Origin of the sequence: Gottfriedia acidiceleris (genome assembly GCF_036421055.1) — a bacterium.
Taxonomy (GTDB): Bacteria; Bacillota; Bacilli; order Bacillales; family Bacillaceae_G; genus Gottfriedia; species Gottfriedia acidiceleris_C.
On the sequence record NZ_JAZGQS010000010.1, the window covers coordinates 49,881 to 63,557 of the forward strand.

Below are 13,677 nucleotides of genomic sequence, written 5' to 3' on the forward strand. Positions count from 1 at the left end.
GCTAGATTAACAAAACTTAACTTTATCAATGAATTTTATCTGTGATTTTAAAATTTCCTGATTATATTTCAACACACCTAAAAAACCTGAGACCATAATCCCAGGTTTTTTAATCTATTTAGCGATTGCTGCGTCTAGAGCGATGACAATCATGTCATTAAAAGTAGTTTGTCTTTCTTGTGCAGATGTTTCTTCACCAGTGAAGATATGGTCACTTACAGTTAAAACAGTAAGCGCGTCTACATTATGTTTTGCTGCGATTGTGTACAATGCAGTAGTTTCCATTTCTACAGCAAGAACTCCGTAATTAGCTAATTTTTGATACATGTCCATACTATCTCGATAGAAAAGATCTGAAGTTAAAATATTTCCTACTTTAACATTTAACCCTTTATTCACTGCACCATCATACGCTTTCTTTAACAAATCAAAGCTAGCACATGGAGAATAATCGAAACCAGGGAATGTTTGACGATTCATATTTGAATCTGTACAAGTCGTCATCGCAATAATGACATCTCGAATTTTTACATCTTTTTGAAGTCCACCACATGTACCAACGCGAATTAAAGTTTTTACCCCATAACTATTAATCAGTTCATTTACATATATACTAATTGAAGGTACTCCCATTCCAGTACCTTGAACGGAAATTCTTTGGCCTTTATATGTACCAGTAAAGCCTAGCATTCCGCGTACATCATTATAACAAACTACATCTTCTAAAAATGTTTCTGCGATATATTTAGCTCTTAATGGGTCACCAGGTAATAAAATTTTATCAGCGATTGCACCTTGTTCCGCACCAATATGTATACTCATTTAATGTTCCTCCTTAAAACTATGTGTAAAAGCCCATCCATTATCAGTATGTTAGTTTCTACATTTAAATAAAAAACATTCTTTTGTATGCTACACAAAGGAAAAAGTAAGATCGACGTAGTACATATTAAATATAGAAACACTTATAGTCAAAATTAACCAATACAGATAATTTATGGCGAATTTTAATTATTGCACAGGTGATAAAATAATGAAAGAGTTTACAATTAGAATTTCAGCTTTCTTGACATAACTAAAAATTTATTAATTTTAACTATTTAAGGGAGAATGATCTATGAAATTTCGTTTTATTGCAGCTCTATGTATAGCTATATTAATCATACTATTAATAAGTAATCGCCTAATTAATCATAGTATATTATCAAGTGGTAGTCAGGTTAGCCAACTAAAGGTTCAAAAGGTAAAATGGAATCTAACAACTAAAAAAAATGTACAAGAAGTAACCGTATCCACTAGAACTTTGAATGTGTTACAACGTGAAAAAATCAGAATATTTATTACGACAAATCAATTAAAATCTTATAAAGTCATTGAACCAGTATATAATGGAAATAATCAATTTACATTTAAGTATTCTTTTAAGAAAGATATACCTTATTATGTTAGTATATTTTTAAATAATCAAACGCTTGATACAAAGATTTTCCAAAAACAAAAGGACAAAAAAGAAGAAGTATTTCCGACAGCAATTTTAACGAAAAAGACTGATGAATATAGAGTTTCTCTACTATATACTTCAATTCTTCCAAAAACGAAGAGTAAAATCACATTTGATTTTGATCAATTTAAAAAACGTTCCAAATTTACAGATCAGCAATTTTATATTATGAATGATGAAGGAACATATTTTAAACTAATTAGTAATCCTAATAATCATTCAAAAGTAAACTTTGAACTTGATTTACCTGAAGCAGGTATGTATAAAATATTTTATGAATTTAAATTAAATGACGATCAAAAATCATTTAATTTTATTTTAGACGTAAAAGATAAAGAAAGCTAAGGAGTAGGAAATGCATAATTTATTAATGAATTCGAAAGTATTAGTTTTTGATTTAGATGGTACTTTGTATGATGGTACTGATCACTACGATTACTATGCTAAATTACTAGCCAATGAAATAAGTCCAGAAAAGCGTGATTCTTTTTTAAAAGATTATAAAAAAATAAAAGAATATGATCATGCATTAACAATCGGAAAAATTTATGACTCAGAAAATGATTTAATTATCTCGTTAGATCCAATTACATTGAAACCAATACAAGTATTTACTTGGGAAGGTCAGCTACTTTCTAAAGATGAACTTCCAGAGAATTATCTTGAAAATATTAATTATGAATTACCATATATCCCAGTAGGTGATGGTTGGTGGATTCCATTAGTAGCAAGTTATCACTACGGTGCAAGAGACGTATATCACTGTTATGATAAAACAAAAGAGTATATGGCAACAAAAGAGTTTAGTATTCCTTATATAAAAGGATTAAAAGAGGCACTAGAAAAAGTTAAGGATTCTAAAAAATTAGTATTGTTAACAAACTCTGATCGAGAAGATGTAACTAGATTACTGAAGTTACTTAATTTGAGTGAATTATTTCATCTAGAAATTACGGACGGTAAAAAGCCCGTAGAAACAGAAAAACATTTTAAAAATATCATGAATAAGTTTAATGTTTTACCACATGAAATTTTGTCAATCGGTGATAATTTCATTAATGAAATTTCTCCTGCATTAAAACTAGGTATGCACGGGGTTTATATTACAAATCAAACAACTATACAAGTTAGTAACTCATTATTAGTCGTAAAAAAACTAGAGGAAGTATTTGAGTAACTTAAAAAAACTGTAAGCAAAAAATGGCTTACAGTTTTTTGTTGTGCAGTGGCATGATGTTTCAACACTGATTTGAATTATAATCCTATTTTCAAGTATACTCTTTTTTCCAACTTATTTTTAAGGGCATCATACATACTTTTGAAATGGCTATGAGAAAATATTGTTAGGAGGAAGTGTGAATGAACAAAAATCATCGAAAACGATACTCTCTCATATTTTCTATCTTTATTTTTTTTACTGCTTTTTTTAGTTATAAAATAAATAGTGAAGCAAGAACTACAAATTACGGCTATATTACTCACCCGTTATTAATTTATTTTTTTGATGTAGGTCAAGGAGATAGCATGGTTATGATTTTACCAAATGGTAAAACTGTCCTTATTGATGGAGGAGACGTTGAACATGGAGGGGTCGTTATAAAAAAACTTAGACGGCTACATATTCATGAGATTGATCTATTAGTCAGTACACATCCAGATATCGATCATATTGGTGGGTTATTAAAAGTAATGAATAGTGTTAAAATAACAAAAATCCTAGATAGTGGGAAAAAATATAATTCACATTCTTATTACTTATATAAGAATGAAGCGTATCAGAAGAATATTCCAATTAGTATTGCAAAGTTAAATGAAAAAGTAATGCTTGACCCTAACGTAGATATTACTGTTTTAAATAGCGGGAAAAAAACGTATACAAATAATAACAGTTCAATTGTATTGAAGGTTAAATATAATGACATTTCAATATTATTAACTGGAGATATTGAAAGAAAAACGGAACAAAGATTAATTAAAAATGAGGATATCAATGCTCAAGTACTAAAAATTCCACATCATGGATCATCAACATCAACTTCAGAAGCGTTTTTATTTGCTGTAAATCCTACAGTCGCAATCCTTTCATATGATAAATTTAATTTATTTGGTCACCCACATCGTTCAGTAATGAAGCGGTTAAATCACCTAGGCATTAAGCAATATACAACAGACCAATTCGGGGATATCGAATTATCAACAAATGGTCATAATTTATATATCGAAAAAGAAGAAGTATTGGTAGATCCATGAAGGTCAAAAACCAATACTTCTACTTTTTTGTGGTAACGAGGTATTTGTGACGTTATTGTTAATTGATAAAGTAGTATAGACAACTAGGAGTATATATCATAAAATAGTTATGAAGAAATCAAGGTACTTATATACATGAATGTGAATGATGAATAAGTAAACACTATTTTCTATATTAGAGTATTGGTAAAGACTTCTTAAGCAAAGGAAAGAGGAGAGTAAATGAAATCAATTATTAATGTGAAAATATACACAGGTACAGAAGTAATTGAAAATGGTTATATTCGTTACGATGAAAAAATTTCTTCAGTTGGTCATATGAATAGTTATGAAAATGATGGTGAGGAAATAATTGATGGAAAAGGAACCGTTATAATTCCTGGTATGATTGATGTCCATATTCACGGAGCATATGATGTCGATGCAATGGATGCTGATCCAAACTCAATGATAACGATGAGTAAAGAAATGATGAAGGAAGGGGTAACAACTTTCTTCCCGACTACAATGACACAATCAAAAGAAAATATTAAAAATGCTTTAAAGTCTTTAAACGAGGCTAAAAAACTAGGTGCTCATTTTGAATTTATTCATTTAGAAGGACCGTTTGTTAATAAAAATAAAGCTGGTGCACAACCATTAGAATACATTATTAACCCTGACGTTGAACTTTTCAAAGAATGGCAAGAAGCTTCTGGTAGATTAATCAAATTAGTTACTTATGCACCTGAGGTTGAAGGTGCAAAAGAGTTAGAAAAAGAGCTTGAACGCACAAATGTAGTTGGCACAGTAGGGCATTCTGATGCGATCCGTTCAGATTTTGAAGGTAGGAACATATTGCACGCTACCCATTTGTACAACCAAATGAGACCAATGCATCATCGTGAAGCAGGAACTGTTGGACATGTATTACTTGATGACCGAGTAATGGTAGAAATAATACCTGATGGAATTCACATTCATCCAGATATGGTAAAACTAGCATATCGTCTAAAAGGTGCTAAAAAAATTAGTGTAATTACTGATGCAATGAGAGCAAAAGGGTTAGAGGATGGCAAATATGAATTAGGTGGACAACCAGTATTTGTAAAAAATAAAAGTGCAAGATTAGAAGACGGAACGCTTGCGGGTAGTATTTTAAAAATGGATGATGCATTCAGAAACATTATGGCGTTTACTGGTTGTAGTCCTGAAGAGGCAGTACAAATGACATCAATAAACCAAGCTGAAGAATTTGGTCTTAAACATAAAGGTGCTTTAGAACCAGGTAAAGACGCTGATTTTGTGCAAATGACTCCTGATTTCTTCGTAATTAATACAACTAGACAAGGTAAAAATATGAATGAGGTGACTTTATGAACGTGATCGTAGTAAAAAACGCAGAAGAAATTTCAAAAGTAGCATATGAAAAAATGGTAAAGGCATTTGAAGGGAAAGCGGAATTCACATTAGGATTAGCTACAGGTGGATCTCCACTAGGAATTTATGAACTTTTCCGTATCCATAAACCAGATGTGTCTAATGTCATTACCGTAAATCTAGATGAATATGTAGGACTTGCTGAAGATGATCAAACAAGCTATCACACTTATATGGCAGAACAACTTTTTAACCATTTAAAATTTAAAGAAAACCATTTACCAAATGGAAATACTAAAAATTTAGAAGAAGCTTGTAAAAATTATGAAGAGTTACTACAAAAACATCCTGTAGATTTACAACTTTTAGGAATTGGTGAGAATGGTCATATTGCATTTAATGAGCCTGGTACACCATTCGATACACCTACTCATATTGTAGAACTTACAGAATCAACTCGTAACGCAAATAAAATTTATTTTGAGAACGAAGAAGATGTTCCAACTCATGCAGTAACAATGGGAATTGGTTCAATTATGAGAGCAAAAGAAATCATTTTAGTAGCTTCAGGCATCAAAAAGGCTGAAGCAGTTAAGGAAATGTTAAAAGGAAAATTAGATATAAACTGTCCTGCTACTGCACTCCAAAATCACAACAATGTAACAATAATTGCTGATGAAGAAGCATACTCACTTTGTAATAAATAATGTTAAAACTTGATAAAAATTCACCGTTACCGATTTATTTTCAAATACAAGAGATTTTAAAGCTTAAAATTAACTCAGGAGAATGGAAACCTGGTGAGCGAATTCCCTCTGAGCAAACATTGAGTGAGATGTTAAATGTAAGCAGGATGACAATAAGACAAGCGTTAAATAATCTTGTAAAGGAATCATTAATAAGTCGGAAACGTGGAATTGGTACGTTTGTATCAGTGAAAGATGGAATTGAAGTTGAGGAATCACTTAAATCATTAAGGAGTTTTTCTGAGGATATTACATCTATCGGATTGACCCCTACTAATAAGCTACTAGGCTTTTCAACAATCGAAGCTGATGAATATTTAGCAGAAGTTTTATCAATTGAAAGTGGTTCTGAAATTTTTAAAATTGAAAGATGTCGTTTAGCAAATGATCATCCCATTGCAATTGAAACAACATACCTACCAAAAAAATTAGTAAATCGAATTGATGAAAAAGTATTAAATCATTCCTTATATGAATACTTTGAAGTTACGTTAGGTTATTCAATTAGAAAAGCCACAAAATGGATTAAAGCATCTCTAATGACAGAAAAAGATTCATTAATTCTTGAGGTAGCGGAGGATTCTCCTGCATTAGAATTACACCAAGTAACGTTTATTGATGAGGGAATACCACTTGAATATGTAAGTTGTATTTACCGAGCTGATCGTTATCGCTTTACAATTGATATTGATCGTTAAAAAGAGTGCTTTTTTAAGCACTCTTTTTTAAATAGATAGGAAAAAGTGCAAATAAAAAGGCCGAAACTGCAATTAAAATGGGAGTATCTGAAAATAAAAAAGTCATATCTACAATTAAATTTTGAAATCTATAATGAATGGGCACTAATCAAGAAGATATAGGGTAACAGAAGGAATAATAGAAGAAATTTCGGTAAATTGATTGATATACAACACATAAACAGTTCATGTTTAAGTTAAAAAGGAGAAACCGAAATATACTAAATCAAAGCAAAAATCTAAAATTATCTAACTAAATAGGACTTGTATACATAAGAAAAAGGGTGCTCCTAGAGCACCCTTTCCTCTTACTTTATTTGTAAAACAATTTTAACTGCTTCGGCTACTGAAGGAACGATATACGAAGCATATTTTTTAACTTCATCGTCAGCATTTTCCATTGCAAAGCTATTAGGAGTTAATTCAAACATTGAAATATCATTGTATGCATCACCAATACAAGCAATTTCATCAGGTTGAATTCCTAATTTTTCGATTAATATCTGAATGGCTGAACCTTTACTTACATTAACTGGAACGATATCTAAACAATTTTTAGCAGAAATAAATGAAGTTACAAATTCAGGTAGTTCTTTTTGTAGTTCCTTTTGTAGCTCTAGTAAGTCTTCATCTTCACCTAAAACTACATATTTTTTTGGTGTAATCGATTTACCTAAATCGGTTTTTAGTGTTTTTAATTCAACTGCATTCATGCTAGAATTTTTTTCAATTTCTCTAACTAAATCAGTTTTCTCTTCAATATAGTATGTTGAATTATCAGCTACATAGATTAAAAATTTATCTTGCGAAATCATTTCGTAAACTTTATCGATTACACTTGGATGGAATGTTGCATCTAACAATGCTTCGCCATCATTTGAATAAATATAAGTTCCATTCATACTAATACGGTGAAAATTACCTTCTAAGCTTTCCATAATTTTTACGATCTCATAATCTAACCGTCCAGAAGCAAAACATAATACAACACCGCGATCTAAAAGCTTTTTTAATGCTTCGACATCATGTTCAAATAGTTTACCTTGGTGAAACATCGTCCCATCCAGGTCACTAACAAATAACTTAATCATTTTTCTTAACTCCTACTCAATTTATATTTATACTTTTATATTCTATCCTACAATAATAGATTATCAAAAAAATATGATTAAATTATGAAACTTAAGCTGTGTTTTAACTTTTTCAGAAAAATTATGTTATGATATAAAAGCGATTTTTTTAATCTTGGGGGTGATAAAAAAAATGTCAGAGATGTCAGCATGCTATACAATCAAAAAAGTTCTTAATAATAATGTTTTAATAGCAAAAAATCCCGATCATACTGAAGTAGTTTTGCTAGGTAAAGGCATCGGTTTTAATAAAACTAGAGGAGATTTAATTTCCGAAGGTGTAGTCGAAAAAATGTTTATCTTAAAAGATGAACAAAAACAAAAACAATATAAATCATTAATCAACTTTATGGATGAAAAATTAATGGGGACGCTGCAGCAGGCCATTTATTTAATTTCTGAAAGAACAGGATGTACTTTAAATGAGCAAATTCATATAGGGTTAACAGACCATTTAATATTTGCAATCAAACGTATTAGAGAAGGCTATAATGTTGATAATCCTTTCTTACAAGAAACGAAAGCAATGTATCCAGAGTATTTTAAAATTGCACAAGAAGTTATTGATTTGATAAATAAAGAAATAGATATAAATTTACCGATTGAAGAAGTGGGGTTTGTAACTCTTCATATCGTTAGTAATTTATCGATGGAAGTTGTTTCAGATGTAAATAAGTTCTCTCAGATCATTAAAGATTTAGTAATCTATATAGAAGAATATTTACAAATTGAAATTGATAAAGATAGTATTCATTATTCAAGATTAGTCCGTCATTTGAGGTTTTTAATTGACCGTATATTTCATGGTAATTCATCTGAGGAGTCACCAGCTTTGGGCATAATCTTAAAAAAAGAATACCCAGTATGCTATGATTTAGCATGGAAAATTTTAAAGTCAATCCAAGCTTCATTAAATAAAAAAGCAAGTGAAGCTGAAGTAATCTACTTAACTTTACACTTAGAAAGACTTGTTCAGAGTAAAATTAATAAATAATTTTAAAAGCCTAAATAGAATTTGGCGCTTTTTTAACATAGTAAATAAATAATTTTAAAAAATAGGTAATTTGTCTTGAAATTTTTAAATTCTATAGATATAATGAAAGCGAAATCATAAAAACATAATTGAATAGTGTACACATTAAACGTGTTACTGATTCGATCAGGCATGAGTTGAAAAAATGTGAATTATTATACTTGGGTAGGGGAAACTATATCCAGGATTAAATAATCTCATTTTTTCTGCTCATGCCTTTTTTGTTTGGATAAAAGGAGGAAGACAATGTTTAAGAAAATCTTTGGAGTTTTACAAAAAGTTGGTAAAGCGCTTATGCTCCCAGTTGCAATTTTACCAGCTGCTGGATTGTTACTTGCATTCGGTAATGCATTTCAAAATCCGCAAACATTAAAATACTTACCGTTTCTTGATGCACACTGGTTCCAACTAGTAGCAAAAGTTATGGAACAATCAGGTGACATCATTTTTAGTAATCTGTCATTATTATTTGCAGTAGGTGTTGCTGTTGGTTTAGCAGGGGGAGAAGGTGTTGCTGGTTTAGCAGCTATCGTTGGATTCCTGATTATGAATAAAACAATGAGTGTGTTCAAAGATGTTGGACAATATGTTGTTTTAGATAAAACATTAAATATTGCTAAATTTGATGATCCATCATTTGCATATGTATTAGGAATTCCTACATTACAAACGGGTGTTTTTGGTGGGATTATCGTAGGTATTTTAGCTGCCTGGGCTTACAATAAATATTATGAAATAGATTTGCCATCATACTTAGGTTTCTTTGCAGGTAAGCGATTTGTACCAATTGCTACAGCAGCGTTTTCAGTATTACTTGGTATTTTAATGTGCTTTATTTGGCCGCCAATTCAGCACGGTTTAAATACATTTTCACATAATATGATTGATGCGAACTTAACATTATCAGCATTCATCTTTGGTGTGATTGAACGTTCATTAATTCCATTTGGTTTACATCATATTTTCTACGCACCTTTCTGGTTTGAGTTTGGTTCATATACTGATAAAACAGGTATGGTTGTACACGGGGATCAAAAAATCTTCTTTGCTCAATTAAAAGACGGAGTAAAATTAACTGCTGGTACATTCATGGTAGGTAAATTCCCATTCATGATGTTTGGTTTACCAGCTGCTGCATTAGCTATGTATCATGAAGCAAAACCTGAAAATAAAAAAATCGCTGGTGGTATTTTAGCATCAGCAGCATTAACTTCATTCTTAACTGGTATTACAGAGCCAATTGAATTCTCATTCTTATTTGTTGCTCCAGTATTATTTGGAATTCATGCAATTTTTGCTGGTTTATCATTTATGATTATGCAATTATTAAATGTTAAAATTGGTATGACTTTCTCAGGGGGTCTAATTGACTTCTTATTATTTGGTGTTTTACCGAATAGAACTGGCTGGTGGTGGGTAATCATCGTCGGTTTAGTATTAGCAGTGATTTACTACTTCGGTTTCCGATTTGCAATTAGAAAATGGGATTTAAAAACTCCAGGACGTGAAGACGCAATCGCTGAAGATACTACAAGTAATACTCCAGCTAATGAATTACCATATGAAATTTTACAAGCATTAGGTGGAAAAAGTAATATTTCTTCATTAGATGCATGTATTACACGATTACGAGTACAAGTTAATTCAAAAGATGAAGTAAACAAAGATCGTTTAAAAGCATTAGGTGCAGCTGGAGTTCTTGAAGTTGGAAATAATATTCAAGCAATTTTTGGACCTAAATCAGACACATTAAAATCACAAATTAAAGACATAATGACTGGAAAAACACCAGTTGCTAGTCAAGAAGCACATAAAGAAACAGCTTCAGCAGTAGATACTACTATTGAAGAAGCGATTATTAATCCAATTGAAGGGGAAATTATCCCAATTACAGAAGTACCTGATCAGGTATTTTCTGGAAAAATGATGGGTGATGGATTTGCGATTATTCCATCAGAAGGTACAGTTGTTTCTCCAGTAGATGGCGAAATCGTAAATGTATTCCCAACAAAACATGCGATTGGTATTTTATCAAATGGTGGAAAAGAAATTTTAATCCATATTGGTATTGATACTGTAAAACTAAATGGTGAAGGCTTTGAAGTACTGGTATCGCAAGGTGAGAAAGTAACAAAAGGTCAACAATTAGTTAAAATTGATTTACACTTTATTCGTGAAAATGCACCTTCTACAATTACACCTGTTGTATTTACAAACTTACCTGAAGGACAACAAATTGTAATTGAAAAACCAGGTAAGCAATCAAAAGGTGAAGTAGGCATCATTAAGATTAAATAAAATCTAATTAAATAGACGAAAAATGTTTAATTTTAAAAGGGGTAGTATAGTTGACACTATGCACCCCTTTTAATAGAATATTTATAGTAGGCCAAACGTCTATACCAAAAATGTAGATTTAATCACAAAGGAGATAAATTATTATGGAAAAAACTTTTAAAGTAACAGCTGATTCTGGAATCCACGCTCGTCCAGCAACATTGTTAGTAAATGTAGCAGGTAAATTTAATTCTGATATCAATCTTGAATATAATGGTAAAACAGTTAACTTAAAATCAATTATGGGTGTAATGTCTTTAGGAATTCAACAAGGAACTGAGATTAAAATTAGCGCTAACGGTGAAGATGCAGAACAAGCAATTGCTGCAATTGATGATACAATGAAAAAAGAAGGTTTAGGCGAATAATGTCTTTACATATTAAAGGTATTGCCGCTTCTAGTGGAATTGCAATTGCAAAAGCATTTCGATTAGAAAACCCTGAATTAAACATTGTTAAAAAACAAATTTCAGATATTGATGCTGAAATTGCAAAACTTGACAATGCAATTCAAGTTTCTAACACTGAATTAGAAAAAATTCGTGATCACGCGAATGCTGAACTCGGTGAAGATAAAGCAGCAATCTTTTCTGCGCACATCTTAGTTTTAAATGATCCAGAGCTAGTTAACCCAGTTAAAGATAAAATTAAGTCTGAAAGTGTGAACGCTGATTTTGCTATGAATGAAGTTGCTTCAATGTTCGTTCAAATGTTTGAAAGCATGGATAATGAATATATGAAGGAACGTGCTGCAGATATCCGCGATGTTACAAAACGTGTAATGGCACATCTTTTAGGCGTTACAATTTCTAACCCTGCTAATATTACAGAAGAAGTAATTATTATTGCAGAAGATTTAACACCATCTGATACAGCACAACTAAACCGTAAATACGCTTTAGGTTTTACAACTGATATTGGAGGCCGTACATCTCACTCAGCTATTATGGCTCGTTCTCTTGAGATACCTGCAGTTGTAGGGACAAAAGAAGTAACTAGTAAAATCGAAAATGGCGTAATGGTCATTGTTGATGGATTAGATGGTCACGTAATCGTTAATCCTTCTAATGAAGAATTAGAAGAGTATAAAGCTAAAAAAGAAAAATTCGAACTTCAAAAAGTTGAATGGGCTAAACTGAAAAATGAGCCAACTGTAACAAAAGATGGACATCATGTTGAATTAGTAGCTAACATTGGTACTCCAAATGATGTAGAGGGTGTTATTAATAATGGTGGTGAAGGTGTTGGCCTTTACCGTACTGAGTTCCTATATATGGGACGTGATAACTTCCCATCAGAAGAAGAGCAGTTTGAATCATACAAATCAGTTCTTGAAAGTATGGGTGAAAAACCGGTAGTAGTAAGAACACTAGATATCGGTGGAGATAAAGAATTATCTTATTTACACTTACCAAAAGAAATGAACCCATTCTTAGGTTACAGAGCGATTCGTTTATGTTTAGATCAAAAGGAAATTTTCCGTACACAATTACGTGCATTACTTCGTGCTAGTGTATATGGTAACTTAAAAATTATGTTCCCGATGATTGCAACTTTAGATGAGTTCAGAGCTGCCAAGGCTGTTTTATTAGAAGAAAAAGAACAGTTATTAAATGAAAATGTTCAAGTATCAGATAATATTGAAATTGGTATGATGGTAGAAATCCCTGCTTCTGCTGTTCTAGCAGATGTATTCGCTAAGGAAGTTGATTTCTTTAGTATCGGGACAAACGATTTAATTCAATATACAATGGCTGCGGATCGAATGAATGAACAGGTTTCATATTTATATCAACCATACAACCCATCTATTTTAAGATTAGTTAAAATGGTAATCGATGCTGCAAACAAAGAAGGTAAATGGGCTGGCATGTGTGGAGAAATGGCTGGAGATGCATTAGCTATTCCTTTACTTGTTGGATTAGGCTTACATGAATTCTCTATGAGTGCTACTTCAATCTTACCTGCTCGTAGTCAAATGGCTAAACTTTCTAAAGCTGAAATGGAGATATTAGCTGAAAAAGCTTTATCTATGTCTACAGCTGAAGAAGTTGTTAACTTAGTTAATAGCATCTAAAATAAAACAACAGGGAAACCTGTTGTTTTATTTTTAAGATTTTTTTAGATTATATAGATCGACGAAAAACTAAATCGATAATTTCCTACTGTTGACAAATTCGCTTCTTTAATTTAGTGTATGTTTAAATTATTAAACGAATAAGATTTATTTCGGATTATAAAAGTAGGTGGCAGATTTGAGTAAAGAAGCAATTGATGTATTTAGAGAATGCATTCCCTTGTTCCAAGCGTTAAGCGATCCTTACAGACAGGATATCATTTTAATGTTATCAGATGGCGAAGCGCTAACTGTTAATGAAATTACGGAAAAAACATCATTATCTAGACCCGCTATATCACATCATTTAAAAATATTGCGTGATAATCAATTAGTACAAATTGAGCAAAAAGGCACTCATAGATATTATTCCTTGGCAATTGATTCTTCTCTAGAATTACTTAAGAAATTAATCATTACTGTTGAAGAACATTGTTAATGAATCGTAATGGCATAAAAGGGACTCCG

The 13,677-nt window shown here is 31.4% G+C and carries 13 protein-coding genes; 11 read left to right on the forward strand and 2 right to left on the reverse strand.

The window, feature by feature from the left end; genetic code table 11:
* Positions 1 to 114: 114 nt before the first annotated feature.
* Positions 115 to 822, reverse strand: coding sequence for a purine-nucleoside phosphorylase (gene deoD / locus RAH41_RS15855; protein ID WP_331223821.1), 708 nt, complete (start codon positions 820 to 822; stop codon positions 115 to 117).
* A 295-nt stretch (positions 823 to 1,117) separates the two neighbouring features.
* On the opposite strand from deoD, the gene RAH41_RS15860 reads away from it, so the two are divergent.
* The 6 genes from RAH41_RS15860 to RAH41_RS15885 all read left to right on the forward strand — a co-directional run bounded on the left by RAH41_RS15860 (position 1,118) and on the right by RAH41_RS15885 (position 6,554).
* A complete protein-coding gene (locus RAH41_RS15860) occupies positions 1,118 to 1,846 on the forward strand; it encodes a hypothetical protein (protein ID WP_331223823.1) in 729 nt (242 codons plus the stop codon).
* A 10-nt stretch (positions 1,847 to 1,856) separates the two neighbouring features.
* The gene (locus tag RAH41_RS15865; RefSeq protein WP_331223825.1) at positions 1,857 to 2,678 is read left to right on the forward strand and encodes an HAD family hydrolase; all 822 of its coding nucleotides are present in this window, start codon (positions 1,857 to 1,859) and stop codon (positions 2,676 to 2,678) included.
* A gap of 182 nt (positions 2,679 to 2,860) precedes the next feature.
* Positions 2,861 to 3,751 carry a ComEC/Rec2 family competence protein gene (locus RAH41_RS15870; RefSeq protein ID WP_331223827.1) on the forward strand — a complete coding sequence of 297 codons (891 nt, stop codon included), beginning with the start codon at positions 2,861 to 2,863 and terminating at the stop codon, positions 3,749 to 3,751.
* A 222-nt stretch (positions 3,752 to 3,973) separates the two neighbouring features.
* Positions 3,974 to 5,110 (forward strand): N-acetylglucosamine-6-phosphate deacetylase, encoded by a 1,137-nt coding sequence (nagA, locus tag RAH41_RS15875; RefSeq protein ID WP_331223829.1) that lies wholly within the window; start codon positions 3,974 to 3,976, stop codon positions 5,108 to 5,110.
* Positions 5,107 to 5,817 carry a glucosamine-6-phosphate deaminase gene (gene nagB, locus RAH41_RS15880; protein WP_331223831.1) on the forward strand — a complete coding sequence of 237 codons (711 nt, stop codon included), beginning with the start codon at positions 5,107 to 5,109 and terminating at the stop codon, positions 5,815 to 5,817. The genes nagA and nagB overlap by 4 nt, the downstream gene beginning before the upstream one ends.
* Complete coding sequence (locus tag RAH41_RS15885) at positions 5,817 to 6,554, forward strand: GntR family transcriptional regulator (RefSeq protein ID WP_331223833.1); 738 nt, start codon at positions 5,817 to 5,819, stop codon at positions 6,552 to 6,554. The genes nagB and RAH41_RS15885 overlap by 1 nt, the downstream gene beginning before the upstream one ends.
* A 347-nt stretch (positions 6,555 to 6,901) precedes the next feature.
* Here RAH41_RS15885 and RAH41_RS15890 read toward each other — a convergent pair whose 3' ends face one another.
* Positions 6,902 to 7,684: a Cof-type HAD-IIB family hydrolase gene (locus RAH41_RS15890; protein ID WP_331223836.1), complete on the reverse strand. Its 783-nt coding sequence runs from the start codon at positions 7,682 to 7,684 to the stop codon at positions 6,902 to 6,904.
* A 181-nt stretch (positions 7,685 to 7,865) separates the two neighbouring features.
* Here RAH41_RS15890 and glcT point away from each other — a divergent pair, with 181 nt between their 5' ends.
* From glcT to RAH41_RS15915, 5 genes are all read left to right on the forward strand, one after another.
* The gene (gene glcT, locus RAH41_RS15895) at positions 7,866 to 8,717 is read left to right on the forward strand and encodes a glucose PTS transporter transcription antiterminator GlcT (RefSeq protein WP_419471619.1); all 852 of its coding nucleotides are present in this window, start codon (positions 7,866 to 7,868) and stop codon (positions 8,715 to 8,717) included.
* A 285-nt stretch (positions 8,718 to 9,002) separates the two neighbouring features.
* The gene (gene ptsG / locus RAH41_RS15900) at positions 9,003 to 11,054 is read left to right on the forward strand and encodes a glucose-specific PTS transporter subunit IIBC (RefSeq protein WP_331223839.1); all 2,052 of its coding nucleotides are present in this window, start codon (positions 9,003 to 9,005) and stop codon (positions 11,052 to 11,054) included.
* Positions 11,055 to 11,197: 143 nt separating this feature from the next.
* Positions 11,198 to 11,461, forward strand: a complete 264-nt coding sequence (locus tag RAH41_RS15905; RefSeq protein WP_025568635.1) for a phosphocarrier protein HPr — start codon at positions 11,198 to 11,200, stop codon at positions 11,459 to 11,461.
* Positions 11,461 to 13,170 carry a phosphoenolpyruvate--protein phosphotransferase gene (gene ptsP / locus RAH41_RS15910; RefSeq protein ID WP_331223842.1) on the forward strand — a complete coding sequence of 570 codons (1,710 nt, stop codon included), beginning with the start codon at positions 11,461 to 11,463 and terminating at the stop codon, positions 13,168 to 13,170. The genes RAH41_RS15905 and ptsP overlap by 1 nt, the downstream gene beginning before the upstream one ends.
* A gap of 178 nt (positions 13,171 to 13,348) precedes the next feature.
* Entirely contained in the window at positions 13,349 to 13,648 is a 300-nt protein-coding gene (locus RAH41_RS15915) for a metalloregulator ArsR/SmtB family transcription factor (protein WP_331224041.1), read from the forward strand.
* Positions 13,649 to 13,677: the final 29 nt, after the last annotated feature.